Consider the following 25,135-nt stretch of genomic DNA (forward strand, 5'->3'; position numbering starts at 1 on the left):
CAACGCGGAAGAGGCCGGACAGGTCACCCCAGGGTGGAATCGGGCGTGCGTTCAGGGGATTTCAACAAATCCGGACGCACTGATCCCGCACCACGGCGGACTGCGAGCCGTGGTGCGGGGGCAGTCACTGGGACGGGGCGAGCGGGCGAAGAGGACCCGCGCTCAGGCCGCTTGGCGGCGCATGACGGGGACCCTGATGGGGCGTGAGCCCGGGCCGCCGACGTGAGAGAAGGGCTGGGTCCGCCAGTCGAGGCCCTGAGGGAGCGTCAACAGCAGGGCGGTGTCCTGCTCCTGAGGTTCGACGGACTCGTCAGCGGGGCGGGCGTCCGTGGCCGCGCGGCCGGTTCCGGCACAGACCGTGAGTCCGAACGGATTCCACGGCGAGGCGCACAGCGCGTGCTCCGGCAGGACCTCCTCGTCCGCCAGGAGGGCGATGGGCTGAGCGCAGTCCGGGCAGATGACCCGGTACATCTCGAACGTGTCGTAGGCGTCGAGTTCGTCGTCGAAGGTGTCGGATTCGACGCCCTCCGGCTCGGGCTCGACGACGAGCTGCTGCCGCTTGGGTGCGGTGCGACCTGGGCGCTTAAGACTCTGCATTGGGTTCTCCCCCTCGGGCTGGGCCGTATCAGGCACTGCGGCCTCGACCACAGCAAGCACTTCCCGTCCCCCCTGGGCGGTAATCACGAGAACATTACGGAGACTGTTCGAGCCCTGTGGCGTTCGTCACATGCCGCGCGCAGGTGCCCACTGCGGCCGGTTTGTCCCCCGGCCGGCCGGCAGCCGCCGTCGGCCGGATCACGAACCGGGCATGGCCCGGGCCGCTCAGGTATCGGAGGAGATCAACCGCACTGTAGGTTCTTGCGCCATGGAGGAGCTGGACCGACAGATCGTGCAGCTGCTCGTCAAGGACGGGCGGATGAGCTACACCGACCTGGGCAAGGCCACGGGCCTGTCCACGTCGGCCGTGCACCAGCGGGTGCGCCGGCTGGAGCAGCGTGGCGTCATCCGCGGCTATGCCGCGGTCGTCGACCCGGAGGCCGTCGGTCTGCCCATGACCGCGTTCATCTCGGTCAAGCCCTTCGACCCCAGCGCACCCGACGACATAGCGGACCGTCTCGCGGACGTGCCCGAGATCGAGGCGTGCCACAGTGTCGCGGGCGACGAGAACTACATCCTCAAGGTGCGGGTCGCCACGCCGCACGAACTGGAGGAACTGCTCGCGCGGGTACGGTCGCTGGCGGGCGTGTCCACACGGACGACGGTGGTGCTGTCCACGCCCTACGAGGCACGGCCGCCGCGGATCTGATCGACGCGGAGCCCATCGCCGTTGCGGTGTCGGTAGCCTGCCGGCTGCGGCGCGTTTGTGGCTGGTCGCGCAGTTCCCCGCGCCCCTTTGGGGCGCGTTGAGGTGCCCCCTGTCCATCGGCGGCCGGGCGGGGCGCGAGACTGTCCTCCATGAGTGAGTCCAGTGCCCCGCCGAAGACCGTCCTGCTCCGTCGCGGAGAGGTTCACAGCCCCGCCGATCCGTTCGCGACCGCGATGGTCGTGGAGCGGGGGCAGGTCGCCTGGGTGGGTTCGGAAGGAGCCGCCGACGCCTTCGCCGACGGGGTCGACGAGGTGATCGACCTGGACGGGGCGCTGGTCACCCCGGCGTTCACGGACGCCCATGTGCACACCACCGCCACCGGCCTCGCGCTCACCGGCCTCGACCTGTCCGCCGCCCCCTCCCTCGATGCCGCCCTGGCCCTCGTACGGGACTTCGCCGCCGCCCGGCCGCACGACCGTGTGCTGCTCGGGCACGGCTGGGACACCGCCCGCTGGCCCGGCGGCCGTCCCCCGACGCGTGCCGAACTCGACGAGGCCACCGGACACCGGCCCCTCTACCTCAGCCGGATCGACGTCCACTCGGCGGTCGTCACCACGGCCCTGCTCGACCTGGTCCCGGGCGTCCCCCGCGCGGACGGACCCCTCACCGCCGATGCCCACCACGCCGTCCGTGCCGCCGCGTTCGCGGCCGTGACGCCTCGCCAGCGCACCGACGCCCAGCGCGCCGCCCTCGCACACGCCGCCTCGCTCGGCATCGGCACGATCCACGAGTGCGGCGGCCCGGAGATCTCCTCCGAGGACGACTTCACCGGCCTGCTGCGCCTCGCCGCCGAGGAGCCCGGTCCGCGCGTCGTCGGCTACTGGGCCGAGGAGGACGTCACCAAGGCCCGGGAACTGGGCGCGGCCGGCGCCGCGGGCGACCTGTTCGCCGACGGCTCCATCGGCTCGCACACGGCCTGCGTGCACCAGCCGTACGCCGACGCCGGCCACACCGGCCGGGCCTATCTGGACGCCGCCGCCGTCGCCGCCCACGTCGTGGCCTGTACCGAGGCGGGCCTCCAGGCCGGCTTCCACGCCATCGGCGACGCCGCGGTGGACTCCGTGGCCGAGGGTGTGCGGGCCGCCGCCGAGAAGCTCGGTCTCGCCCGCGTCCGGGCCGCCCGCCACCGGATCGAGCACGCCGAGATGCTCACGCCCGAGACCGTCGCGGCTTTCGCCGAGCTCGGTCTCACCGCCTCCGTCCAGCCCGCCTTCGACGCCCTGTGGGGCGGCGAGGACGGCATGTACGCGCAGCGGCTGGGGGTGGAGCGGGCCCGCACGCTGAACCCCTACGCGGCGCTGCTGCGCGCCGGTGTGCCGCTCGCCTTCGGCTCCGACAGCCCGGTCACGCCCCTCGACCCCTGGGGCACGGTGCGCGCCGCCGCCTTCCACCGCTCGCCGGAGCACCGCATCTCCGTGCGCGCCGCGTTCACGGCGCACACGCGCGGCGGCTGGCGGGCCGTCGGACGGGACGACGCGGGAGTGCTGGTGCCGGGCGCGCCCGCCGACTACGCGGTGTGGCGCACCGGCGAACTCGTGGTCCAGGCCCCGGACGACCGGGTCGCGCGCTGGTCGACCGATCCCCGCTCCGGCACCCCGGGACTGCCCGATCTGACCCCGGGCCGCGACCTGCCCGTCTGCCTGCGGACCGTGGTGGGCGGACACACGGTGTTCGTACGGCCGGGCGAGTGATCTACGGGGGTGGCGCGCAAGCGATCGTGCGCCGCGCCCCCCGGGTGCGACCTGCGCATCCTCCGCGCTGACCAGGGCTTTACCGGACGATGCGCAGGTCAAACGGCTGTTGACAGGCGGCCGCAGGGGCCCGGTAGGTTCGGCCGGGTCCACCACCGGACGCCCGACCGGGGAACGTCCGCCCACTCGCCGCAGCGCCGCCGGGTCAGGGACGGTGTGCCGCACCGGGGCACCGCCACTGGGAGCCAGGCTCAGGCCGGCGCAGCGCCGAGGGAGCGTTCCGGCCGGTCGGGGAGGTGTGACCCCGGGTGGGGCCCGGGCGCTCAGTAGACAACGGCTTCAGGTCGATCCGCAGCCGGCGGATCCCAGGTCGGCCCGAAGGGCGCCGGGCCCCCATCCGCCGTACGCGCGCGCCCGGAGGCGCACTCTTACCCGCGTCTTGCGGATTCGACACCACCATTCGAACGTCCTGTCACGTCATCGCAGGCCGGGCCCACTATGGTGGACCCCTGCGTACGGACATGAAGGGGCATCAGTGAACGACGGCGACGGAACCCTCGCGGCAGGAGCCCAGGGGAGGAAGTTCGGCCCGCTCGGCACGGCCTTGGTGATCATCCCGACCTACAACGAGGCGGAGAACATCAAGAGCATCGTCGGCCGGGTGCGCGAGGCCGTCCCCGAGGCGCACGTCCTCGTGGCCGACGACAACAGCCCGGACGGCACGGGCAAGCTGGCCGACGAGCTGACCGTCGACGACGACCACGTCCACGTGCTGCACCGCAAGGGCAAGGAGGGGCTGGGCGCCGCCTACCTCGCGGGCTTCCGCTGGGGCCTGGAGCGCGACTACGGCGTGCTGGTCGAGATGGACGCCGACGGCTCCCACCAGCCCGAGGAACTGCCCCGTCTGCTCACCGCCCTGAAGAGCGCCGACCTGGTACTCGGCTCGCGCTGGGTGCCCGGCGGCCGGGTGGTGAACTGGCCGAAGTCCCGCGAGGTGATCTCCCGGGGCGGCAGCCTCTACTCCCGGCTGGCGCTCGACCTGCCGCTGCGCGACATCACCGGCGGCTACCGCGCCTTCCGCCGGGAGACCCTGGAGGGCCTCGGGCTCGACCAGGTCGCCTCCCAGGGCTACTGCTTCCAGGTCGACCTCGCCCGCCGCGCGGTCAGGGCCGGCTACCACGTGGTGGAGGTGCCCATCACCTTCGTCGAGCGTGAACACGGCGACTCCAAGATGAGCCGCGACATCCTCGTCGAGGCGCTGTGGCGGGTCACGGCGTGGGGCGTGGGGGAGCGGGTCGGCAAGGTCACCGGCCGCGGCGGCAGGCCGTCGAAGCCGTAGCGGACTCTCCGCGCCCTCTCCTCGTCCGCCGTTCACAGAAACCCCTGATCGGGGCCTTATCCCGCACTGAGCCGGGCCCAGGCACACTGGAGACATGACGACTGGCGCTCAGACCCCCGGTAATCCCGCTCGGCCCCGGCGCTCCCGGCTGCGTACGTTCCTGCCGTTGGGGCTCGCCGCGTGGCTCGTCCTGGAGATCTGGCTGCTCATGGTGGTCGCGGGGGCGTCGAGCGGGCTGGTGGTGTTCCTCGTCCTGGTGGCGGGATTCGTCCTCGGCTCGGTCGTCATCAAGCGGGCCGGCCGGAGGGCCTTCCGCAACCTCTCGGAGACGCTGCAACAGCAGCAGAGCGGCGTGATGCCCGCGGCGGCCCGGCCGAACAGCGAGGGCAACGGCCTGATGATGCTGGGCGGACTGCTGCTGATGATCCCCGGCCTGGTGTCGGACGCGATGGGCCTGCTCCTGCTGCTGCCCCCGGTCCAGAAGGCCGTGAGCCGCACCGCGGAGCGCACCTTCGAGCGCAAGCTCCGCGAGGCCGACCCGGGCGGTCTGGGCGGCGTCTTCCAGCAGGCCCGTATGCACCGCCCCGACGGCAAGGTCGTCCAGGGCGAGGTCATCAGGGACGACGACCGGGGCGACGCACCGCGGGAACCACGCCCGCCGCTGACGCACTGACCCGCGAGAACGCGGGGGCATCGATCCGCGAGGCAGCGTGCCCCACTGATCCGCAGTGACCCACTGATCGCAGTGATCCGCTGATCCGCAAAACCGCATGACAAAAACCGCGGGCGCCGTACTTCACGTACGGCGTCCGCGGTCCTTGACGCGCTGTAACTTTCGGCCAGGCCCCGGAGGGACTACGCCGACTTGCGGCTGTCTCGGGGATGAACCGCGATGTTCATCGCCCCGGAGCGCAGAACCGCCAGGCGCTCCTCGAGGACCTCTTCGAGTTCCTCACGGGTGCGCCGCTCCATCAGCATGTCCCAATGCGTACGCGCGGGCTTGGCCTTCTTCTCTTCAGGGCCATCGCCGTCCACGAGGAGTGCCTGGGCCCCGCAGACCTTGCACTCCCACTCCGGCGGGATCTCCGCCTCGACCGAGAAGGGCATCTCAAACCGGTGCCCCTTCTCGCATGCGTACTCCACGGCCTGGCGCGGGGCCAGGTCGATGCCGCGGTCCGTCTCGTAGCTGGTCACCACGAGGCGCGTGCCGCGAAGAGCTCGCTCACTCATGAATCGTGCCTCCCGGGCTTGTCGCCCACAGGACAGGTGTCGCTGTCGTCGTCATCCGGTCAACGTCCGGTCGGCGGTAAAGATTCCCGTTCCGAGTCCCGTTCCGGGTCATGCGTCGCCGTCGTAGCCGCCCTTGTTGTACCCACCAGCGCCCGGTTTGTCACATCTGCTAGCAGATGTAACCCAGCGTTTCGGCATCTTTGACGCGCAGTAACGGTACGCCTGGCAGGCCAAACGCGTACACTACAGCCCTTTCGCGCTGAGTGCTAAATCCTGTCAGGAACCGGATTCCCCGCTTCTTCGATCGCACGCCGCACTGGAACCCGCGCGAGCAGGGCGAACCCGATGACGAAGAAGCCCACCAGCGAGATGATCGCGTCCCGGTAACTCCCGGTCAGCTGATAAGTGAGCCCGAACAGCAGCGGCCCGAGCCAGCTCATCCCGCGGTCGCTCACCTCGTACGCGGAGAAGTATTCGGCCTCCTTGCCGGGCGGGACGAGATGCGAGAACAGGGACCGGGACAGTGCCTGACTGCCGCCGAGGACCAGACCGATGCCGGCGGCCAGGACGAAGAACCACGCCGGTGCCCCCGCCGGCAGGAAGAACCCGGCCGCCAGCGTCACCGTCCACGCCACCAGCGAGCCGAGAATCGTGCGCTTGGCCCCGTACGTCCGGGCCAGCCGGCCCATCGTCAGCGCGCCCACCACCGCCAGCACCTGCACCAGCAGGACGGCTCCGATCAGGGTGGACTGCCCGAGGTCGAGTTCCTCGGAGCCGTAGACCGAGGCCTGGGAGATCACCGTCTGGATGCCGTCGTTGTAGACGAGGTACGCGAGCAGGAACGCGAGGGTCAGCGGGTGCCGGCGCATGTCGCGGACGGTCGCCGCGAGCTGCCGGAACCCGGGAAGGGCCGCCTCCCGCGCGGCGGACCTGCGATCGCGCAGCCGGGTCAGCGGGATGAGGGAGAACGCGCCCCACCACAGACCGGCCGACGCCAGGCAGATGCGCACGGCAGTGCTCTCGGAGACGCCGAAGCTGTCGTGCCCGGTGTACAGGACCAGGTTGACGACGAGGACCAGCGAGCCCGCCGCGTAACCGAAGGCCCAGCCGCGGGAGGAGACCGCGTCCCGCTGCTCGGGCGGGGCGATCTGCGGCAAGTAGGAGTTGTAGAGCATCATCGCCACAGACTGCGAGGCGTTGGCGACGACCAGGAGTGCCCCGCCCAGCAGGTAGCGGTCGCCGTCCAGGAAGAACATGGCCGTTGTGGCCGTGGCCCCCAGGTAGGCGGCGGTCGCGAGCAGGGGCTTTTTGCGGCCGGTGCGGTCGGCCGCGGCGCCCACCAGGGGCATCACCAGCACGGCCACGATCACCGACAGGGACACCGAGTACGCGAAGAAGGATCCGGCGCGCACCGGGATCCCGAGAGGGTGGACGTACCCGTCGGCGTCGGCCGCCGACTCGGCGACCGACGTCAGGTAGGGGCCCAGGAACACGGTGAGCACGCTCGTCGAGTAGACGGAGCAGGCCCAGTCGTAGAAGTACCAGCCGCGCTGCTCGCGCCTGAGTGCCGCGGCCCCGTCGGCCGCCTCCGGACGCGCGGTGTCGGTGCCCACCCCGTACCCTCGCCTCCCCGTGAACGCGCAGGGGCGACCGGCCGGGGGTCTCAGACCCAGACGCCGCGGTCCTCCATGACCTTGCGCAACGTATCGATGTGATCGGTCATGATGCCATCCACGCCGAGATCCAGAAGCCGGTGCATGCTCTCCGGGTCGTTGACGGTCCACACGTGCACCTGGAGCCCGCGCGCGTGGGCGGCGTGGAGGAAACGGTGGTCCACGACCTGGATGCCGGACTGGATCTCGGGCACCTGCGCCGCGACCGCCGAGCGGCGCACCGCCGCCGGCAGCCCCCAGGAGCGCAGCCGCAGATTGAGCACCCCCCGGGTGCCGTACGAGGTGGCCAGGCGCGGGCCGGCCAGCCGCTGGGCGCGCACCACACGGGCCTCGGAGAACGAGCCGAGGCAGATCCGGTCCCAGGCGTTCGTCCGGCCGACCAGGTCCAGGAAGGGCAGCACGGCGGCCTCCGACTTGACGTCGACGTTCCAGCGCACGTCCGGGAAGGTCTCCAGGAGCTCCCCGAAGAGCGGCACCGGTTCCTCGCCCGCCACGCGTGCGTGGCGCACCTCCTGCCAGGGCAGGTCGGCGATCCGGCCCGCGCCGTCCGTCACCCGGTCCAGGGTCGCGTCGTGGAAGGCGACGAGTTCGCCGTCCCGGGTGGCGTGGACATCGGTCTCGATGTAGCGGTAGCCCGCCTCGACGGCGCACCGGAACTGCCGCACGGTGTTCTCCAGGCCGTCCGCGGCCCCGCCCCGGTGGGCGAAGGCGATCGGGCCGGGATGGTCGAGGTAGGGATGGCGGATCCGCGGGGTCACGGACGCAGTATCGCTCCTCGGGGTTGACCGGTGGCAACGACCGTGCTGCCGCCGGATGCCGACGGGACGGCGAACACGCGCAGGAACAGCTGGGCGAGCGGGCCGATCGCCACCGCGTACAGGAGGGTGCCGACCCCGACGGTGCCGCCCAGTGCGAAACCGGTCGCCACGACAGTGAGCTCGATACCCGTGCGCACCAGGCGGATCGAGACGCCCGTGAGCTGGTGCAGCCCCGTCATCAGGCCGTCGCGCGGGCCCGGGCCGAAGCGTGCCGCGATGTACAGGCCGGTCGCCGCGCCGTTCAGAACGATCCCCGCCACCAGCAGGCTCACGCGGAGCACCCAGCCGTGCGCGTCGGGCAGCAGGGCCAGCGTCGCGTCCATCGCCATGCCGATGACCAGCACGTTGGAGATCGTGCCCAGGCCCGGCCGCTGGCGCAGGGGGATCCACGCGAGCAGCACCGCGGCGCCCAGGACGGTCAGCACGACGCCGATGGACAGACCGGTCCGCTCGGCGAGGCCCTGGTGCAGTACGTTCCACGGCTCCAGTCCGAGGCCCGACCGGACGAGCAGCGCCGAACTCGCGCCGTACAGAGCGAGACCGACGTAGAGCTGCGCCAGTCGCCGGGCGAGCCGCCGCTGCGTGGACATGATGTGCCCCCCTGGTGGTAGTGGACTGATGCATGACACCCTGTGGCTTGGATGGAGAGGTCATCCATGGCCAATCCGGGGAAGGTGGACTGATTATCATGGCGCAGTGGACCTCGGCTGTGGGTGCGGCGCAGCTCGCGCGGCTGCTCAACTCCCAGCAGGACCGCCCGGCGGGGCCCGGCACGCGCCGGCCGCCCGCCTATCGCGCGCTCGCCGACGGCATCCGGCTGCTGGTGCTCGAAGGACGGGTCCCGGTGGCCGCCCGGTTGCCCGCCGAGCGGGAACTCGCCCTCTCCCTGTCCGTCAGCCGTACGACGGTCGCCGCCGCCTACGAGGCGCTGCGCAGCGAGGGGTTCCTGGAGTCCCGGCGCGGGGCGGGCAGCTGGACCGCCGTACCCGCCGGGAACCCGCTGCCCGCGCGCGGGCTGGAGCCCCTGCCGCCGGAGGCCCTCGGCTCGATGATCGACCTGGGCTGTGCTGCGCTTCCGGCCCCCGAGCCGTGGCTCACGCGGGCCGTGCAGGGCGCGCTGGAGGAACTGCCGCCCTACGCGCACACGCACGGCGACTATCCCGCCGGGCTGCCCGCGCTGCGGTCGATGATCGCCGAGCGCTACACGGCGCGGGGGATCCCGACCATGCCCGAGCAGATCATGGTGACGACCGGGGCGATGGGCGCGATCGACGCGATCTGCCATCTGTTCGCCGGGCGGGGCGAGCGCGTCGCCGTGGAGTCGCCCTCGTACGCCAACATCCTTCAGCTGATGCGGGAGGCCGGGGCCCGGCTCGTCCCCGTCGCGATGGCCGAGGGGCTCGCGGGCTGGGACATGGACCGCTGGCGGCAGGTCCTGCGGGACGCCGCGCCCCGGATCGCGTACGTCGTCGCCGACTTCCACAACCCGACCGGCGCGCTCGCCGACGAGGACCAGCGGCGGCAGCTGGTGGACGCGGCCAGGTCCGCGGGGACCGTGCTGATCGCCGACGAGACCATGAGCGAGCTGTGGCTCGACCCGGACGTACAGATGCCGCGGGCGGTGTGTGCCTTCGATCCGGCCGGGTCGACGGTGATCACCGTGGGATCGGCGAGCAAGGCCTTCTGGGCCGGGATGCGCATCGGGTGGGTGCGGGCCGCGCCGGACGTGATCCGCAGCCTGGTCGCGGCGCGGGCGTATGCGGATCTCGGCACGCCGGTCCTGGAGCAACTGGCCGTGAACTGGCTCTTCGGCACGGGCGGTTGGGAGAAGGCCGTGGAGATGCGGCGGGAGCAGGCGCGGGAGAACCGGGACGAGATCGTGGCGGCGGTGCGGCGGGAGCTGCCCAGGTGGGAGTTCGAGGTGCCCCGGGGCGGGCTGACGCTGTGGGTGCGCACGGGCGGCCTGTCCGGCTCGCGGCTCGCGGAGGCGGGCGAGCGGGTGGGCCTGCGGGTGCCGTCCGGACCGCGGTTCGGAGTCGACGGGGCGTTCGAGGGATATGTGCGGTTGCCGTTCACCGTGGGGGGTGCGGTGGCCGAGGAGGCGGCCGCGCGGTTGGCCGCGGCGGCGCGGATCGTGGAGGACGGGGGCGCGGGGGCCGGCGAGTCGCCGCGGACGTTCGTGGCGTAGGGCCGATCCCCGCAGCGCGGAGATCGGCCTGACTGACCGCGGCTACGACGACTTCGTGGGCTTCGTCAGTACGGGGACCGGCTTTCGTTCTGCCGGTTCCGTCAGTACGGGTACTGGCCCTGGCTTGGACGCCTCCGGCTCCGGTACCGCCTCCGGCTCCGACGGCTCCGGTTTGGCCTGCCCCGCTTGGACCAGCTCCGGTCCGACCAGTTCCGGTTCCCCCTGCGACGAATCCGGGTCGGGCACGGTCTCCCCGTCCGCCGGTGTCGTGCGGGGCGGCAGGAGGTCCAGCACCGCCTGGCGGTGGGCGTCGGACGTCGCGTCGTCGTAGGGGTTGGGCGTGGCCGGGACCTGGAGGCGGTGGACCGGGCCCGTGCCCAGGCGGGCGTAGCCGCGGCCGGGCGGGACCTGGTCGACGGGGGTGGTGTGCGGGGGCGCGCCCAGGACGGACTCGATCTGGTCGGCCGTCGCCGGGCCGAGGACCACGCGCGCGCGGGTGTGCTGCCGCACGGCGTCGGTGAGGGTGTCGAGGCTGTCGAGCTGGTCGGCCACCACCACCGTCACATTCGCCGGGCGGCCGTGCCGCAGGGGGACCTGCAGGAGGGACTGGGGATCCTTGCGGTCGTCGGTGGCGGCCAGGTGGGTGAACGCCGTGGGGCGGTCCAGGAGGATCCACAGGGGACGCTTGGTGTCGTCGGGCGGCGGGTGGCCCGCCTGGTGGGCGCGGTTGGCGGCGATGAGGCGGCGCTCGGTCTCGGTCGCGGCCCACTCCAGGCTGGCCAGCGCCCCGGTGAGCCCGCACTCGACGGCCAGGACGCCGTCCCGGCCGGTCAGGCAGGCGTACTCGCCGGTGCCGCCGCCGTCGACGATCACCACCTCGCCGTGCTGGAGGGCCTGGAGGGCGATGGACCGCAGCAGGGTCGAGGTGCCGCTGCCGGGCTGGCCGAGGGCGAGCAGGTGGGGCTCGGTCGAACGCAGGCCCGTGCGCCAGACGACCGGGGGCACGTCCCGCTGCTGTTCGCCGTAGGTGAGGGGGAGCGTGCGCCGGACCTCCGTGGGGTCGGTGAAGCCGAGGACCGTCTCGCCGGGGGTGGTGACGAAACGCTGGGCCGCGATGTCGACGGGCAGCGGCAGGAGCACGCTGACCGTCAACTGGTTGCCCTCCTCGTCCCACGTGAAGTGGTATTCGCGGCCCCGGCCCGACTTGGCCGCGAGCAGGTGCTCGATCCGGGCCCGGGCCTCGGCCTCGCCGTCGGTGAAGTACGCCGGGTAGCGGACCACCAGGTGCGAGATCCGGCCGCCGCCGTCGAACGCGTAGGTGGGGAAGGCCTTGTCCCACGCTCCGCCGTGGGCGTACAGCGGCTCGGGGTCCTCGGCGGTGGAGAAGTACGGCACGAGGGCCTCGTAGAGCGCCTTGAGGCGTTCTGTCTGTGACTCGTCGGGCCCGTCGGACGCGGCCGGGGAGCGGTCCCGGCCCTTCCAGGCCGCGGCCGCCATCAGGGTGACGGCGGCGCACAGCGGTCCGTACGGCAGCAGCGCCACGACCAGGAGCACGGAGGCGACGAGGAACAGCAGCGCCCCCCGTTTCTCCTTGGGGGTCTCGGTCCATCTGCGCCGCCCGGCCGCTGCCAGCCGGCGCAGACCGCGCGTGATCGTGATCAGCGGGTGGAGGACGTCGGTGGCGCTGTCGGCGGCCGTCCGGGCCAGCTCCCGGCTCCGGGCGAGCTGTGCGCTGCCGTTGCTCAGAATGCGGGGGAGGGGGCGCCGGGCCACTGCTGCCTCCAGAGAGTGCGTACGGGCGGGATGCGCACGGGGAGCGAGGTCAGAACTTGATTCCGCCGAGGAGGCTCGCCAGGCTCTCGCCGCCCGCCTTGATGCTCGGGGCGATGGCCGTGCTCGCCAGGTAGAAGCCGAACAGCATCGCGACCACCGCGTGCGATGCCTTCAGCCCGTCCTTGCGGAAGAAGATGAAGACGACGATGCCGAGCAGGACCACGCCTGAGATGGAGAGGATCATTTGAGTTCTCCTGGTTCGCGGGGACAGTCACCATGAGTACTTCCAGGCTCACAGGATGTATCCATACGATAAAAGGTGCAACTGGGTGAAATTCGGACTATTTCCCCCGGTTGGCGGAGCGGTCCCGACCAGCTCGCGCTGGGGTGTTGCGCTCGGCGAGGTCTGTGGTGATCTTTACCTCGGGCACATCGGGTCATGTGCCGCGCCAACCAGTACCCTGGCGATTCACTCGTACGGCTGCACCGCTCGCAGACGTACGCACCCGACGAGACGTGTGAAGTGAGAGGCGGTCCGGCCGATGACCGAAGTCCCCGACCCCGAGGTCGTGGAGCTGGCGACCAAGATCTTCGATCTGGCCCGGCGGGGACAGACGGAGGCGCTCGTGGCGTATGTCGATGCCGGGGTTCCGGCCAACCTCACCAACGACCGCGGTGACTCGCTCGTGATGCTCGCCGCCTACCACGGCCACTCCGAGGCGGTGCGCGCGCTGCTCGCCCGCGGTGCCGAGGCCGACCGGGTGAACGACCGAGGCCAGACCCCGCTCGCGGGAGCGGCCTTCAAGGGCGAGACGGACGTCATCAAGGCCCTCCTGGAGGGCGGCGCCGACCCGTCCGCCGGCACCCCCTCGGCGGTCGACACCGCCCGGATGTTCGGCCGGACGGAATTGCTCGAACTGTTCGGCGAGCACTGAGCCGACCAGTCTGACCTGGTACGACAACGAAAACGGGGGAGGCGGTACAGGGCCGCCGAAATTTCGGTCGCGGCAGATGGAACTGCCGAGTCATCATGACGACGTGGTTCACGGACGTGATGGCTGGGCAGATTTTGCCGCACCGCGCGGACCGTGACCCGGTCCGCAAGGGCCACCGACGAGAGGCAGAGGAAGATGGTCTACAGCAAGCAGGAAACGGCGGGCACTCCGACGTGTTGTCGCGCGGCCAGGTAGTACACGTCCCCGGTTGCGTCGACGCTTGATGTGAGGCTGTTTCCCATGTTCGATCCGGTCATAGCGCCCAGCGGTACGCTGCTCGGCCTGCTCCAGCGGGGCCGCGGCGACGGCACACTGCACGCGCTCACCGCCCCGCGCCCCGAGGCGCTCGCGGCGCTGAACCACTGCGTGCTGCGCGATCCCCGCCACGACTGGCAGGTGGAGAACCGCTCCCTCTACTACGCCCGGCTCTTCCTCGACCTGAACGGCGAGCTGGACGAGATCGAGGCCCACCTCTTCGGTGCCGAGGACGTCCTCGACACCGAAGAGTCACGCACCGGGCTCGCCCTCGCCGTCCTCGGGCACCTCGCCTCCTACGGCAGGCGGGACGCGCTCGAACTGCTGCGCAGGTACGCCGCCCACGGCTCCAACTGGGCCTGGGCCCTCGACGAACTGGCCCTCAGGGACGACGACGCGGGCCTGCGCGCCCTCGCCGCACCCGTCCTCGCGCGGTTCCCGGCCGATCCGGAGGGCGACGCCGAGCTCGCCGCCACCGTCCGGGACGCCTTCGAACCGCGGCCGTGGCGGCTGTGGGCCGAGGATCCGCGCGAATCCATCGCCACACGCGTGCGTGCCGCCCACGAGACGGGCTGTTTCGACCGCTGGCAGCGACAGATGCGGCCGGCCGGCCCCCGCCCCGGGTGGAGTGTGCAGGCCGTCTTCGACTGGGCCCAGCAAGGCCTCGAACGGGGCGCGGCACTCCATGTCCCGGCCGCCCGCTGTCTCACCGCCGTGGCGGGACCCGAGGACCGGGCCGAGATCATCCAGGCCGCGAAGGACGGCGGCGACGGAGCCCGGTGCACGGCCCTGCGCTACCTCGCCGACGGCAACGATCCCGACGCCCTCGGGCTGATCGAGGACGCCGTGGCCACCGGCTCGACGGTCGTCGTGGACGCCGCCGTCGAGGCCTTCGAACGCATGCGCTCGCTCGCCGCCGTGAACCATGCGCGCGGCTGGGCGCGGCGGCCGGACGCGCTGGGCGCCGCCGCCGGACGCGTCCTCGCCTGCCGGGGCGGGGCGCAGGACCGCGACCTGGTCCTCGCGGCACTCCGCGAAGCCGTACGGGGCGACGGCCCCGACGCACCGACCCTGTGGACCCTGGTCGACGGCACCGGACGGCTCGGCATCGCCTGCGCCGCACCCGTGCTCCGCCACATCTACCGCGAGACGGCCTCCTCCCATCTGCGCGGCCGGGCCGCCCGGGCCCTCGCCGCCACCGACCCCTCGTTCGCCACCGGCTTCGCCGTCGAGTGCCTGTGGGACTGCGAGGAGACCACCCGCGAGATCGCCGCCCGGCACGCCGAGACCGGAGACACCCGTGTCGTCGAGCGACTGCGCCGGCTCGCCGCCGACCCGGCCGAGGAGGCCGAGGTCCAGACGGCCGTCCGCAGCCGGATCGGTCCCGAGGAGACCGCTGTGTGACGCCCCTCCGCGTGAGCGGGTGACTCTCTTTGCGCAAGGGTGCCAGGGCGGAATCAGGCCGCCCGGGTGAACACGGGATGACTCGCGGGTCAGGAGCGCATGGACGCGGCCTGACCTGCGCGGTGCGGTTCAGAACGCTCATGGGACGTTCCTCGTCCCGAAAGATCCACGTTGACGCGGCCACGTCCGGCACAGCGACAACACCGGTATGCGTGTCGTCATCGTGACCGAATCCTTTCCCCCCGATGTGAACGGCGTGGCCCACTGCGCGCTCCAGACCGCCCGGCACCTCGTCGATCGCGGTCACACTCCCGTCGTCGTCGCCCCGGCCTCCGCGCCCGGGAACAAGCCCGACGCCGATGTCCCGTGCCCCGTCGTCCACGTCCCCTCCCTCCCGCTCCCCGGCTATCCCCAGGTCCGCGTCGCCCTCCCCAGCCGCCGCCTGGCCGCCACCCTCGTCGAGCACCGCGCCGATGTCGTCCACCTCGCCAGCCCCTTCGTCCTCGGCGTGCGCGGCATGGCCGCCGCCGCCCGCCTCGGCATTCCCTCCGTCGCCGTCTACCAGACCGACCTGGCCGGATACGCCCGCACCTACATGGGCGCCGGAGAGGCCGCAGCCTGGCGGCGGATCCGCTCCGTGCACGGCGCCGCCGACCTCACCCTCGCCCCGTCCAGCGCGGCCCTGCGCGACCTGGAGACCCACGGTGTGCCCCGCGTCGAGCTGTGGCCGCGCGGGGTCGACACCGAACGTTTTCGGCCCGACCGCCGCGACGAGTCCCTGCGTCGCGAACTCGCCCCGAACGGTGAACTGATCGTCGGCTACGTCGGCCGGCTCGCCCCCGAGAAGCAGGTCGAACTCCTCGCCGGGGCCTGCGGCATCGAGGGCATCCGGGTCGTGGTCGTCGGCGACGGCCCGAGCCGGCCCGGCCTGGAGCAGGCGCTGTCCGGCGCGGTCTTCCTCGGCCGCCGCACCGGTCACGAGCTGGCCCGGATCTTCGCCTCGCTGGACGCCTTCGTGCACACGGGGCCCTTCGAGACCTTCTGCCAGACCGTGCAGGAGGCCATGGCCAGCGGCCTGCCCGTCGTGGCGCCCGCCGCGGGCGGGCCGCTGGACTTGGTCGCCCACGGGCGCACCGGTCTGCTGGTGCCGCCGCGTGACGCGAGTGCCGTACGGGACGCGGTGCGGGCTCTGGCCGCCGACGCCGGGCTGCGGGCCGCCTACGGCGCCGCCGGGCGGGCCACGGTCGAGGGCCGCACGTGGGCGGCCGTCGGGGACCAGTTGATCGGGCACTACGCGAACGTGCTCGCCGCGCGCAGGACGGTGGTGGCGGCATGAGCGACTCGCGTCCCGGCAAGAGCAGCGGCCAGTCGCTTCGGATCGTGCGGCTCGCCAACTTCGTCGCGCCCGCGTCCGGCGGTCTGCGCACCGCGCTGCGCGAACTGGGCAAGGGTTTCAAGACGGCCGGGCACGAGCCGGTCCTCGTGATCCCCGGCGAGCGCATGAGCGACCGGGAGACCGAGCAGGGGCGGGTGATCACCCTCCCCGGGCCGCTGCTGCCCGGCACCGGCGGCTACCGCGTGCTCGCCGACAAGCGACGGGTGGCCCGGCTCCTGGAGGAGCTCGGGCCGGACCGGCTGGAGGTGTCCGACCGTACGACCCTCAGGTGGACCGGCAAGTGGGCGCGGCGCGCCCGGATCCCGGCCGTGATGGTCTCCCACGAGACCGCCGACGGCGTGCTGCGCACCTGGGGCCTGCCCGAGGGGGCCGCCCGGCGTACCGCAGACGCCCTCAACGTGCGCACGGCCCACACGTACGCGTGCGTGGTGTGCACCACCGAGTTCGCCGAGCGGGAGTTCGTGCGGATCGGGGCGCGCAACGTCGTCCGCGCCCCACTGGGCGTCGACCTTGTGCAGCGCCACCCCGCGCTGCGCGACCCGCAGCTGCGGGCGCGCCACGCGCGCGTGGACGAGACGCTGCTGGTGATGTGCTCGCGGCTGTCCGTGGAGAAGCGGCCCGGCACGGCGCTGGACGCCCTGGAGGCGCTGCGGCGGCGCGGGCGCCGGGCGGTGCTGGTGGTGGCCGGGGACGGGCCGCTGCGCGCCCGGCTCGAACAGCGGGCGCGCGAGAGCGGCCTGCCGGTCACCTTTCTCGGGCACGTCTCCGACCGCGGACTGCTCGGCGCGCTCCAGGCGTCCGCCGACGTGGCGCTGGCACCCGGGCCCGCCGAGACGTTCGGGCTCGCCGCGCTGGAGGCCATGGCGTGCGGCACGCCCGTGGTGGCGAGCGCGTCGTCCGCGCTGTCGGAGGTGATCGGCTCCGCCGGGGCCGTCGCGGGGGACCACGGGGAGGCCTTCGCGGACGCCGTGGACCTGCTGCTGGAACGCCTGGAGGCGGACCGGCGCGAGGAGGCACGCGCGCGTGCGGAGTGCTTCGGGTGGGACGCGGCGGTCGACGCGTTTCTCGCCGCGCACGACGCGGCTGTTCCTGTGCGTCCGGTTCCGCCCTTCGTGCCCGGGGGCGTGGCATGAGACGCCCGCGGTGGGAGGGAGCCCCGAGGTTCGTGGCCCTCGGTGACTCGCTGACCGAGGGCGTGGGTGATCCCGTCGGCGACGGGGCGTGGCGCGGCTGGGCCGCGCTGCTCGCCGCCGGGCTGGGCGAGGGGCCCGCCGGGCTCACCGAGGGACCCTCCGGGCTCACCGAGGGATCCGCGGGGTTCCCGGAGGGCACCGTCCGGTTCACCAACCTCGCGGTGAGCGGGTCGCAGACCCGGGATGTGGTGGAGCGTCAGCTGCCTGCCGCGCTGGAGCTGCGGCCCGACCTCGTGTCCGTCGTCATCGGCGTCAACGACACCCTGCGCTGCACCTTCGACATCCAGGCCGTGGCGGCCCGGCTCGACCAGGTGTACGCGGCCCTCACCGAGCACGGCGCGGTCCTGCTCACCGCCTGTCTGCCCGACCCGGGCGCGATGCTCGGGCTGCCGGGGCCACTGGCCCACCCGCTGGCGCGGCGGCAGCGGGCCGTGAACGCGGTCGTCCATGCCCTGTCCGATCGGTACGGGGCTGTGCACCTGCACGCCTGCGAGGGCGACTGGATCACGGACCGCGCCCTGTGGAGCGCGGACCGGCTGCACCCCGGAGAGCGCGGGCACCGGCAGCTGGCCCTGCGCTTCCACGCGCTGCTCGCGGAACACGGCCTCGCGAGGGGGCCCGCGCCCTCGCCCGAGCCCGAGTTCCCCGTCCCCACCAGGTCGGCGAGCCTGTGGTGGCTGGCCACGGCCGGTACCGGCTGGGTGGCCCGCCGGTGCACCGACCTGCTGCCCCAGCTCCTGACCCTCGCCGCCGACGAGCTCCGGCACCGGGCCCGCGGCACGAGCGCCCGGCTCGATCTGCGGACCTCCGCGGCCGTGTCCGCCGCGCTGGCCGCCCTGTCGGTGGCGGAGCAGCCGGACGCGGCCTGACGGGGTGGCGGCGACCGACGTGGGCTCGTCAGGGCGGCGGCGACCGACGTGGCCAGCCGGTTCAGCGGCGCCGTACGGCCACGAAGCGGACCGGCGTGCCCGGCACCGCCTGGGCGGCGGCCGGGAGATCGGCGGCGCGGACCACCGCGATCACCGGGTAGCCCCCGGTGGTCGGGTGGTCGGCGAGGAACACCACCGGCCTGCCGTCGGGCGGGACCTGGACGGCGCCGAGCACCATGCCCTCGCTGGCAAGTTCCCCGGGCCGGGCCCGCTCCAGGGCGGTTCCCTCCGTGCGCAGCCCGATGCGGTTGCTCGCGGGGGACACCCGGTAGGGACGGGAGACGAAGGTCCGTACGGCCTCCGGCGTGAACCAGCCGTCGCGCGGTCCGAGTGTCACCCGCAGGACCAGCTCGGCCGGTGGCGCCGGCTGCGGGGCGACGTCCACGCGCGCGTGCGCGCCCGTCGGCCGGCCCAGGGGCAGCACCGTGCCGTCGGTGAGAGGGGGCGGGCCGAGCCCCGACAGCAGGTCCGTCGAGCGGCTGCCGAGCACCGGCTCGACGGCGATGCCCCCGCAGACGCCCACGTAGCTGCGCAGGCCCGACACGGCAGGCCCGACCTCCAGCAGCGCCCCGGCGGGCACGCGCACCGGCGCGCCCCAGGCGACGGGCCGTCCGTCCACCGCGACCCGGCAGGGCGCGCCCGCCACGGCCACGGTGACGGTGCAACGGGGGCGTACCGCACAGCCGTTGACGGTCGTCTCCAGCACGGCCGCCGCGGGCGGGTTGCCCGTCAGCCGGTTGACGAGGTCCGCCGCCGGCCGGTCCAGTGCCCCGGAGCGCGGCACACCGAGGTGGGCGTGCCCGGGGCGCCCCAGGTCCTGCACGGTGGTCAGGGCCCCGGCCCGGACGACGGCGAGCGCGCGGTCGGTCATGGGTTCCCCACCGGCTCGACGGGGACGAACCGCACACGCGTGCCCGGCGACAGCAGCGCGGCCGGCACGCGCGTGTGGTCCCACAGAACGACGTCCGTCGTGCCGATCAGCTGCCAGCCGCCCGGCGACGAGCGTGGGTACACGCCCGTGTACGGGCCCGCCAGCGCCACGGAACCCGCCGGGACGGCCGTGCGCGGGGTGGCCCGGCGCGGCACGTCGTAGCGCGGCGGCAGGCCGGTGAGGTAGGCGAAGCCCGGGGCGAAGCCGCAGAAGGCGACCCGGAACTCCGTGCGCGCGTGAATGCGGGCGACCTCCGGCTCGGGCACGCCCCAGTGCGCGGCGACGTCGGCCAGGTCCGGGCCGTCGTAGCGCACCGGGAGCTCGACCGCCTCACGCGCGCGTGGGGGAGCGGGCGGCAGGTCGGCGGCGGCCAGTTCGGCGGCCACCCGGGCGGGGGCGTCGAGGCCGTCGAGCAGGACCGTGCGGGCCGCGGGCACGATCTCGCGGGCGGACAGTGAGCCCTCGGCGCGGCGGCGCAGCAGCTCGGCGTGCAGGGCCTGGGCCTCGTCGCCCGAGGAGACCTCGACGAGCAGGGCGTCTTCGCCGACCGGCAGAACCCTCATGCGAAGGCCTCCACCCGGACGCCCGACGCCTCCAGCCGCTCCCGGACGCGGCGTGCCAGCTCCACCGCCCCGGGTGTGTCGCCGTGCAGGCACAGGGAACGCGCGCGTACCTCGATCCGTGTCCCCGAGCGGGAGACGACCTCACCGGAGCGGGCCAGGCCCAGCGACCGCTCCACGACGGTGTCGGGGTCGGTGACCACGGCGCCCTCCAGGGAGCGCGGCACGAGCGTGCCCGCGTCGGTGTACGCGCGGTCGGCGAACGCCTCCGTGACGACCGGCAGCCCGGCCTTCCCGGCCAGCTCCAGCAGGCGCGAGCCGGGCAGGCCCAGCACCGGCAGCGAGGCGTCCGCGAGGAGCACGCCGTCGACGACCGCGGCGGCCTGCTCCTCGTCGTGCACGACGCGGTTGTAGAGCGCGCCGTGCGGCTTCACATAGGCCACGCCGGCGCCCGCCGCGCGGGCGAAGACCTCCAGGGCGCCGATCTGGTAGGCCACTTCGGCCGCCAGCTCGGCGGACGGTACGTCCATCGCGCGCCGCCCGAATCCGGCCAGGTCCCGGTAGGACACCTGCGCGCCGATCCGGACGCCGCGCTCGGCCGCCAGCTCGCACACCCGGCGCATGGTGGGCGGGTCCCCGGCGTGGAAGCCGCACGCCACGTTGGCGCTGGTGACGACGGAGAGCAGCTGTTCGTCGTCGGTGAGCCGCCAGCGGCCGAAGCCCTCGCCGAGGTCGGCGTTCAGGTCGATGCAGGCCATGTATCCAGTGTCTCCTGTCAGGCCACGCGGTGGTCAGGCCACGCGGTACTGCTCGTCGCGGGCGTCGGTGAGGAACATCTGCCCCGGGGCGTGCGTGAGGGCGAACGGCGGGCGCGAGGCCATCACGGCCGCCTGCGGGGTCACCCCACAGGCCCAGAACACGGGGATGTCGTCCGGCTCGGGGGCCACCGGGTCGCCGAAGTCGGGGCGGCCGAGGTCGTCGATGCCGAGCCCCGCGGGATCGCCGCAGTGCACGGGGCTGCCGTGCACCGCCGGCAGCAGACTGCTCTCCCGGATCGCCGCCGCCAGATGCGGGGGCGGCACCGGTCGCATGGACACCACCAGTGGCCCGTGCAGCCGCCCCGCCGGACGGCACTGCCGGCTGGTGACGTACATCGGGACGTTGCGGCCCTGCTCGACGTGGCGGATCGGCACGCCCGCCTCGCTCAGCGCCCACTCGAAGGTGAAGCTGCACCCGATCAGGAACGACACCAGGTCGTCCCGCCAGTACGCGCGCACATCCGTCGGTTCGTCCACCAGCTCGCCGTCCCGCCACACCCGGTAGCGCGGCAGGTCGGTGCGCAGGTCCGCACCCTCCGCGAGCACGGTGGTCCAGGACCCGGCGTCGGTGACGTCGAGGACGGGACACGGCTTGGGGTTGCGCTGGCAGAACAGCAGCATGTCGTAGGCCCAGTCGGCGGGCACCGAGATCAGGTTGACCTGCGTGTGGCCCGCCGCGACCCCGGCGGTGGGGCCCGTCAGGCCCTCCCGGAAGCGGGCGCGGGCCGTTTGCGGGCTCCACGCGCGCGCGTGCTCGTCGACGAGGACGACGGGACGGTCCCCCGTCTCGGTGCTGGTGCGGTTCATGTGAGCTCCTTCCCGCGCGTCTCCGGCAGCCCGAGCAGCGCCAGGGCCGCGATGCCGTACCCGATCGCCCCGAAGACCAGCGCGCCGCCCACGCCCCAGCTGTCGGCCAGGAACCCGACCGTGGTCGGGAAGACGGCACCCACGGCGCGCCCGGTGTTGTACGTGAATCCCTGCCCCGTGCCGCGCACCGCCGTCGGGTACAGCTCGCTCAGGTACGAGCCGAAGCCGCTGAAGATGGCCGACATGCAGAACCCGAGCGGGAAACCGAGCACCAGGATGAGGGTGTTGGCGCCGCTCGGGATGTTCGCGTACGCCAGGATGCAGATCGCCGACAGCAGGGCGAAGAGCCAGATGTTGCGCCGCCGGCCCAGTTTGTCGGTGAGGTAACCGCCCGTCAGGTAGCCGATGAAGGCACCCGATATCAGGAACGTCAGATAGCCGCCGGTGCCGACGACCGACAGGTCGCGCTCGGACTTGAGGTAGGTGGGGACCCAGGTGGCCAGCGTGTAGTAGCCGCCCTGGACGCCGGTCGAGAGCAGCCCCGCGAAGACGGTCGTCCGCAGCAGGCCGGGCTTGAAGATCGCCGTGAAGGAGCCCTTCTCCGCGCTCTGCTCACGAGCGGCGGTCGCCTCGGGCGCGTCGTGCACACTGCGCCGCACCCAGATGACGAGCAGCGCGGGCAGCGCCCCGGTCCAGAACATGATGCGCCAGGCCAGATCGTCGCCGGCCACCGAGAAGATGAGGGTGTAGGCGATCACTGCCATGCCCCAGCCCACGGCCCAGGAGCTCTGGATGGCGCCGAGCGTGCGCCCCCGGTGCTTGGCGCTCGCGTACTCGGCGACGAGGATCGCGCCGACGGCCCACTCGCCGCCGAAACCGAGGCCCTGGAGGGCCCGGAAGACCAGCAGCGTCTCGTAGTTGGGCGCGAAGCCGCAGGCGACGGTGAAGACCGCGTAGGTGATCACCGTGAGCATCAGCGCCTTCACTCGGCCGATGCGGTCCGCGAGGACGCCCGCGAGGGCGCCGCCGATCGCGGAGACCACCAGGGTGACCGTCGTGAAGAGGCCGGTCTGGCCGCTGCTCAGCCCGAAGTAGGCGGAGAGCGCGACCATGCTCAGCGGCAGCGTGAAGTAGTCGTACGAGTCCAGGGCATATCCGCCGAAGGCCCCGGCGAACGCGCGCCGACCGCGCGGGCCCAGGGCGCGCAGCCAGCCGAACGGGCCGTCGCCGGCGGGGTGTTCGGCCGCCACGGTGCCTGCGTCGTCGGTCAGGGCCTGCGGTGGAGGAGTCGAGCTCATGGGCACCTCGAAGAGGGGGACGGAGGGTGCTTCGGACTGAGCAGTGGGGGTGCTCGGGGAGTGAGCTCGGTCGCTTCGGGAGCGAGCCGTGTCTAGCACCGTAGAGGATTGTTCAACGATCCCTCAATACCCATGTTGGTTCGTTCTTGTGATCTGCGATTGAATTCCGGCATGGCAGAGCAGCTGAAGGACCTCTCCGACGACCGGGTTCTCCTGGGGCGCACCAGCACCGCCGAACGCGTCTCGGACATCCTCAGGAGCCGGATCGCCGAGGGCTACTTCCCGCCCGGGACCCGGCTGTCGGAGGACAGCATCGGCGGCGCGCTCGGCGTCTCCCGCAACACCCTGCGCGAGGCGTTCCGGCTGCTCACACACGAACGCCTGCTCGTCCACGAGCTGAACCGGGGCGTCTTCGTCCGGGTCCTGACCGTCGAGGACGTGGAGGACATCTACCGCACCCGCAGACTCGTCGAGTGCGCGGTCGTGCGAGGTCTCGGCGAGCCGCCCTACGGCCTCGACGGGCTGGCCGGCGCCGTGGAGGAGGGGCGGCGCGCGGCGCGGGAAGGTGACTGGAAGGGCGTGGGCACGGCCAACATCCACTTCCACCGGGAGCTGGTCGCCCTCGCGGCGAGCGAGCGCACCGCCGAGCTGATGCGGAGCGTCTTCGCCGAACTGCGCCTCGCCTTCCATGTGGTGGACGAACCGCAGCGGTTGCACGAGCCGTACATCGCACGAAATGTCATGATCCTGGAGGCCCTTGAGGCGGGAGACCGGGACAAGGCCGAGCGTCTGCTCGCCGGTTACCTCGACGACTCGCTGGAACGGGTCGTCGAGGTGTACCGGAGGCGGGTCGGCGAGGACGGCTGACCAGGCCCACCCGCGTCGTTTGGGCTGTTGTCAGACCCAGGACCTAGTCTGTGCACCGTGACTTCGCCTGTATCGACGGACAGCGTTCCGCCCCAGCTCAGCGCGGGGCCGCGCCCCGCCCCGGGGCCGGCCGCCGACGAGGGCCTGGCGCGGCGCCTGCGCGCGCTGGCCTGCACCGCGCCGCTGCACGACCTCGACGCGCGCAAGGCCAACCTCGCCGGCGAGTACTCGGTCTACGGCATGGCGGAGGTCGCCCTCGCGGCCATCGACCTCGTCACCCTGAACATGGACTTCGACACGGGCGCGGACCACGACCAGATCGTCGCCCGCCTCGTCCCGCGCATCGCCGCCCAGGCACCGCAGCGGCCCGCCGCCGAGCACGAGCGGGTGGCCCGCTGGGTCCTGGAGAACCTGATCAACGTCGGCAGCGTCGACCGCGGCTTCCGCGCGGTGTACGGCACGTTCGGGGCGGACGGCACGTACGTGCGCCGTGACTACGACTTCAAGCTGATCGAAGAGGTCCCGGGCCCGGGCGGCACGGTCTACCTGCGCACGACGGACGAGGCGGTCAACGTCCTCGTCGGCGCCCTCGACACGGACGTCACCAGCGCGCAGATCGCCGCCGAGGTCAAGCTGGAGGTGCTGATCAGCCGCGGCCGGCTCGCCGACGCCCAGCTCGCGGCCGAACAGGCCCGCTACCGCACCGTGCAGTACTCGGAGACCCTGCGCCGCGCCCTGGACGCCACCCGGCGCAACGTGCGCGCGGTGGACTGGCTCACGGCTGTGCCCGACATGATCGCCGAGGCCCTGGAGCACGTGGCCGACCGCTACCGCCACGAGAACGCGATCCTCACCAACATCCGCAAGGCCCGCGACGAGTCCGAGGACCCCGAGCACAAGCGCCGCGCCGCCGAGCTCGTCGACATCGTCAAGGACTGCATCCGGCGGCACACGCAGTTGCAGTCCCGGCTGCTCGAGGCCGGGCCGCTGTTCCGCGCCGAGCAGGACCGGCAGGCGTTCGCGACGCCGGCGACCACCTCGGGGATAGACCTCTACGGACACCTCGTCTCGCCCGTCCTGCCGCTGCCGCTGGAGCAGGCCGTGCGGGTCACGGACGCCTTTTTCGGGCGTGGCACCGGGCTGCGTACGCCGGTGTCCGTCCGGGTCGGGGACCTGGTCGACATACTGCTGACGCCGCCGGTGGAGCGGGAGCACCTGGGTGCGGAGATGCCCGAGCCGGACCTCATCGCCACGCCCGACGACAGCCGGTTCAGCGAGGAGCAGATGGCGGCGGCGCAGGAGCTGCTCGACCTGCCGGCGGACGCACCCCGCCGGTTGTCCGGGCTGCTGGCCGAGGCCCGGCGGCAGGATCCCGAGCTGCCGTATCTGGTGGCGCTGCTGGCGGTGCACGCGGCCAGTCCGCCGGTCGGTACCGCCTATCGCCAGGGCGAGCAGAAGCTGCTGTTCGCCGTGGACGACGGGACCGAGCTCGATGATCCGGAGTTCGGCGGGGCGGATCTGATCGTCGGCACCGCGCTGCTGGACGCGGCGGGGATGGCGGCGGACCGGACGGAAGCAGCATGAGTCAGTACGAGTGGCACAAG

Annotated in this window: 24 protein-coding genes; 12 read left to right on the forward strand and 12 right to left on the reverse strand. The window is 72.9% G+C overall.

Features of this window, described 5'->3' with window-relative positions; translation table 11 throughout:
• Nucleotides 1-162 precede the first annotated feature (162 nt).
• On the reverse strand, nt 163-597 hold the full coding sequence (locus ABZ192_RS35485; RefSeq protein ID WP_356928593.1) for a hypothetical protein: 435 nt from the start codon (nt 595-597) through the stop codon (nt 163-165).
• A gap of 268 nt (nt 598-865) precedes the next feature.
• On the opposite strand from ABZ192_RS35485, the gene ABZ192_RS35490 reads away from it, so the two are divergent.
• The 4 genes from ABZ192_RS35490 (at nt 866) to fxsA (ending at nt 5,069) form a co-directional block, all read left to right on the forward strand.
• Nucleotides 866-1,306, forward strand: coding sequence for an Lrp/AsnC family transcriptional regulator (locus tag ABZ192_RS35490; RefSeq protein ID WP_010046337.1), 441 nt, complete (start codon nt 866-868; stop codon nt 1,304-1,306).
• A gap of 149 nt (nt 1,307-1,455) precedes the next feature.
• Nucleotides 1,456-3,057 (forward strand): amidohydrolase, encoded by a 1,602-nt coding sequence (locus tag ABZ192_RS35495; RefSeq protein ID WP_356928594.1) that lies wholly within the window; start codon nt 1,456-1,458, stop codon nt 3,055-3,057.
• Between the two features lie 535 nt (nt 3,058-3,592).
• A complete protein-coding gene (locus tag ABZ192_RS35500; protein WP_356928595.1) occupies nt 3,593-4,396 on the forward strand; it encodes a polyprenol monophosphomannose synthase in 804 nt (267 codons plus the stop codon).
• A 94-nt stretch (nt 4,397-4,490) separates the two neighbouring features.
• Nucleotides 4,491-5,069, forward strand: coding sequence for an FxsA family membrane protein (gene fxsA / locus ABZ192_RS35505; protein WP_356928596.1), 579 nt, complete (start codon nt 4,491-4,493; stop codon nt 5,067-5,069).
• Between the two features lie 182 nt (nt 5,070-5,251).
• Here the strand turns inward: fxsA and ABZ192_RS35510 are convergent, their stop codons facing one another.
• The 4 genes from ABZ192_RS35510 to ABZ192_RS35525 form a co-directional block, all read right to left on the reverse strand.
• Nucleotides 5,252-5,626, reverse strand: a complete 375-nt coding sequence (locus ABZ192_RS35510) for an RNA polymerase-binding protein RbpA (RefSeq protein ID WP_003977404.1) — start codon at nt 5,624-5,626, stop codon at nt 5,252-5,254.
• Between the two features lie 266 nt (nt 5,627-5,892).
• On the reverse strand, nt 5,893-7,239 hold the full coding sequence (locus tag ABZ192_RS35515; RefSeq protein WP_356928597.1) for an MFS transporter: 1,347 nt from the start codon (nt 7,237-7,239) through the stop codon (nt 5,893-5,895).
• A 50-nt stretch (nt 7,240-7,289) separates the two neighbouring features.
• Entirely contained in the window at nt 7,290-8,057 is a 768-nt protein-coding gene (locus ABZ192_RS35520; protein ID WP_356928598.1) for a glycerophosphodiester phosphodiesterase, read from the reverse strand.
• Nucleotides 8,054-8,707: a hypothetical protein gene (locus tag ABZ192_RS35525; RefSeq protein ID WP_356928599.1), complete on the reverse strand. Its 654-nt coding sequence runs from the start codon at nt 8,705-8,707 to the stop codon at nt 8,054-8,056. The genes ABZ192_RS35520 and ABZ192_RS35525 overlap by 4 nt, the downstream gene beginning before the upstream one ends.
• 98 nt (nt 8,708-8,805) lie before the next feature.
• Between ABZ192_RS35525 and ABZ192_RS35530 the strand changes: the two genes are divergently transcribed.
• Entirely contained in the window at nt 8,806-10,305 is a 1,500-nt protein-coding gene (locus ABZ192_RS35530) for a PLP-dependent aminotransferase family protein (RefSeq protein WP_356928600.1), read from the forward strand.
• A gap of 42 nt (nt 10,306-10,347) precedes the next feature.
• Here ABZ192_RS35530 and ABZ192_RS35535 read toward each other — a convergent pair whose 3' ends face one another.
• Both ABZ192_RS35535 and ABZ192_RS35540 read right to left on the reverse strand, forming a co-directional pair.
• Nucleotides 10,348-12,078, reverse strand: a complete 1,731-nt coding sequence (locus ABZ192_RS35535) for a hypothetical protein (protein ID WP_356928601.1) — start codon at nt 12,076-12,078, stop codon at nt 10,348-10,350.
• Nucleotides 12,079-12,127: 49 nt separating this feature from the next.
• Nucleotides 12,128-12,322 carry a hypothetical protein gene (locus ABZ192_RS35540; protein ID WP_030843336.1) on the reverse strand — a complete coding sequence of 65 codons (195 nt, stop codon included), beginning with the start codon at nt 12,320-12,322 and terminating at the stop codon, nt 12,128-12,130.
• A 298-nt stretch (nt 12,323-12,620) separates the two neighbouring features.
• On the opposite strand from ABZ192_RS35540, the gene ABZ192_RS35545 reads away from it, so the two are divergent.
• From ABZ192_RS35545 to ABZ192_RS35565, 5 genes are all read left to right on the forward strand, one after another.
• A complete protein-coding gene (locus tag ABZ192_RS35545; protein ID WP_356928602.1) occupies nt 12,621-13,013 on the forward strand; it encodes an ankyrin repeat domain-containing protein in 393 nt (130 codons plus the stop codon).
• 300 nt (nt 13,014-13,313) lie between these two features.
• On the forward strand, nt 13,314-14,732 hold the full coding sequence (locus ABZ192_RS35550) for a HEAT repeat domain-containing protein (protein WP_356928603.1): 1,419 nt from the start codon (nt 13,314-13,316) through the stop codon (nt 14,730-14,732).
• A 208-nt stretch (nt 14,733-14,940) separates the two neighbouring features.
• Entirely contained in the window at nt 14,941-16,068 is a 1,128-nt protein-coding gene (locus ABZ192_RS35555) for a glycosyltransferase family 1 protein (protein ID WP_356928604.1), read from the forward strand.
• A complete protein-coding gene (locus tag ABZ192_RS35560) occupies nt 16,065-17,261 on the forward strand; it encodes a glycosyltransferase (protein WP_356928605.1) in 1,197 nt (398 codons plus the stop codon). Before ABZ192_RS35555 ends, ABZ192_RS35560 begins: the two co-directional genes overlap by 4 nt.
• On the forward strand, nt 17,258-18,190 hold the full coding sequence (locus ABZ192_RS35565) for an SGNH/GDSL hydrolase family protein (RefSeq protein ID WP_356928606.1): 933 nt from the start codon (nt 17,258-17,260) through the stop codon (nt 18,188-18,190). The genes ABZ192_RS35560 and ABZ192_RS35565 overlap by 4 nt, the downstream gene beginning before the upstream one ends.
• Before the next feature lie 61 nt (nt 18,191-18,251).
• Here the strand turns inward: ABZ192_RS35565 and ABZ192_RS35570 are convergent, their stop codons facing one another.
• The 5 genes from ABZ192_RS35570 to ABZ192_RS35590 are packed head-to-tail and all read right to left on the reverse strand — an operon-like array spanning nt 18,252 to nt 22,664.
• Entirely contained in the window at nt 18,252-19,121 is an 870-nt protein-coding gene (locus ABZ192_RS35570) for a biotin-dependent carboxyltransferase family protein (RefSeq protein WP_356928607.1), read from the reverse strand.
• Nucleotides 19,118-19,744 carry an allophanate hydrolase subunit 1 gene (locus tag ABZ192_RS35575; RefSeq protein ID WP_356928608.1) on the reverse strand — a complete coding sequence of 209 codons (627 nt, stop codon included), beginning with the start codon at nt 19,742-19,744 and terminating at the stop codon, nt 19,118-19,120. The genes ABZ192_RS35570 and ABZ192_RS35575 overlap by 4 nt, the downstream gene beginning before the upstream one ends.
• Nucleotides 19,741-20,499: a 5-oxoprolinase subunit PxpA gene (locus ABZ192_RS35580; RefSeq protein ID WP_356928609.1), complete on the reverse strand. Its 759-nt coding sequence runs from the start codon at nt 20,497-20,499 to the stop codon at nt 19,741-19,743. The genes ABZ192_RS35575 and ABZ192_RS35580 overlap by 4 nt, the downstream gene beginning before the upstream one ends.
• A gap of 33 nt (nt 20,500-20,532) precedes the next feature.
• The gene (locus tag ABZ192_RS35585; protein ID WP_356928610.1) at nt 20,533-21,366 is read right to left on the reverse strand and encodes a putative hydro-lyase; all 834 of its coding nucleotides are present in this window, start codon (nt 21,364-21,366) and stop codon (nt 20,533-20,535) included.
• Complete coding sequence (locus ABZ192_RS35590) at nt 21,363-22,664, reverse strand: MFS transporter (RefSeq protein WP_356928611.1); 1,302 nt, start codon at nt 22,662-22,664, stop codon at nt 21,363-21,365. Before ABZ192_RS35590 ends, ABZ192_RS35585 begins: the two co-directional genes overlap by 4 nt.
• Nucleotides 22,665-22,835: 171 nt before the next feature.
• On the opposite strand from ABZ192_RS35590, the gene ABZ192_RS35595 reads away from it, so the two are divergent.
• The gene (locus tag ABZ192_RS35595; RefSeq protein WP_356928612.1) at nt 22,836-23,531 is read left to right on the forward strand and encodes a GntR family transcriptional regulator; all 696 of its coding nucleotides are present in this window, start codon (nt 22,836-22,838) and stop codon (nt 23,529-23,531) included.
• Between the two features lie 57 nt (nt 23,532-23,588).
• Nucleotides 23,589-25,115: a hypothetical protein gene (locus tag ABZ192_RS35600; protein WP_356928613.1), complete on the forward strand. Its 1,527-nt coding sequence runs from the start codon at nt 23,589-23,591 to the stop codon at nt 25,113-25,115.
• Nucleotides 25,116-25,135: the final 20 nt, after the last annotated feature.

The sequence above is a fragment of the Streptomyces sp. NPDC006235 genome, assembly GCF_040613735.1.
In the GTDB taxonomy this organism is placed as follows: domain Bacteria; phylum Actinomycetota; class Actinomycetes; order Streptomycetales; family Streptomycetaceae; genus Streptomyces.

Excerpts from the sequence above, each read along its gene's own strand:
- ABZ192_RS35555 (WP_356928604.1), top strand. The coding sequence starts at position 14,941 with ATGCGTGTCGTCATCGTGACCGAATCCTTTCCCCCCGATGTGAACGGC.
- ABZ192_RS35590 (WP_356928611.1), bottom strand. The coding sequence starts at position 22,664 with ATGAGCTCGACTCCTCCACCGCAGGCCCTGACCGACGACGCAGGCACC.
- ABZ192_RS35585 (WP_356928610.1), bottom strand. The coding sequence starts at position 21,366 with ATGAACCGCACCAGCACCGAGACGGGGGACCGTCCCGTCGTCCTCGTC.
- ABZ192_RS35525 (WP_356928599.1), bottom strand. The coding sequence starts at position 8,707 with ATGTCCACGCAGCGGCGGCTCGCCCGGCGACTGGCGCAGCTCTACGTC.
- ABZ192_RS35540 (WP_030843336.1), bottom strand. The coding sequence starts at position 12,322 with ATGATCCTCTCCATCTCAGGCGTGGTCCTGCTCGGCATCGTCGTCTTC.
- ABZ192_RS35575 (WP_356928608.1), bottom strand. The coding sequence starts at position 19,744 with ATGAGGGTTCTGCCGGTCGGCGAAGACGCCCTGCTCGTCGAGGTCTCC.
- ABZ192_RS35510 (WP_003977404.1), bottom strand. The coding sequence starts at position 5,626 with ATGAGTGAGCGAGCTCTTCGCGGCACGCGCCTCGTGGTGACCAGCTAC.
- ABZ192_RS35595 (WP_356928612.1), top strand. The coding sequence starts at position 22,836 with ATGGCAGAGCAGCTGAAGGACCTCTCCGACGACCGGGTTCTCCTGGGG.
- ABZ192_RS35490 (WP_010046337.1), top strand. The coding sequence starts at position 866 with ATGGAGGAGCTGGACCGACAGATCGTGCAGCTGCTCGTCAAGGACGGG.
- ABZ192_RS35530 (WP_356928600.1), top strand. The coding sequence starts at position 8,806 with ATGGCGCAGTGGACCTCGGCTGTGGGTGCGGCGCAGCTCGCGCGGCTG.
- ABZ192_RS35570 (WP_356928607.1), bottom strand. The coding sequence starts at position 19,121 with ATGACCGACCGCGCGCTCGCCGTCGTCCGGGCCGGGGCCCTGACCACC.
- ABZ192_RS35560 (WP_356928605.1), top strand. The coding sequence starts at position 16,065 with ATGAGCGACTCGCGTCCCGGCAAGAGCAGCGGCCAGTCGCTTCGGATC.
- ABZ192_RS35550 (WP_356928603.1), top strand. The coding sequence starts at position 13,314 with ATGTTCGATCCGGTCATAGCGCCCAGCGGTACGCTGCTCGGCCTGCTC.
- ABZ192_RS35580 (WP_356928609.1), bottom strand. The coding sequence starts at position 20,499 with ATGGCCTGCATCGACCTGAACGCCGACCTCGGCGAGGGCTTCGGCCGC.
- ABZ192_RS35495 (WP_356928594.1), top strand. The coding sequence starts at position 1,456 with ATGAGTGAGTCCAGTGCCCCGCCGAAGACCGTCCTGCTCCGTCGCGGA.
- fxsA (WP_356928596.1), top strand. The coding sequence starts at position 4,491 with ATGACGACTGGCGCTCAGACCCCCGGTAATCCCGCTCGGCCCCGGCGC.
- ABZ192_RS35565 (WP_356928606.1), top strand. The coding sequence starts at position 17,258 with ATGAGACGCCCGCGGTGGGAGGGAGCCCCGAGGTTCGTGGCCCTCGGT.
- ABZ192_RS35545 (WP_356928602.1), top strand. The coding sequence starts at position 12,621 with ATGACCGAAGTCCCCGACCCCGAGGTCGTGGAGCTGGCGACCAAGATC.
- ABZ192_RS35485 (WP_356928593.1), bottom strand. The coding sequence starts at position 597 with ATGCAGAGTCTTAAGCGCCCAGGTCGCACCGCACCCAAGCGGCAGCAG.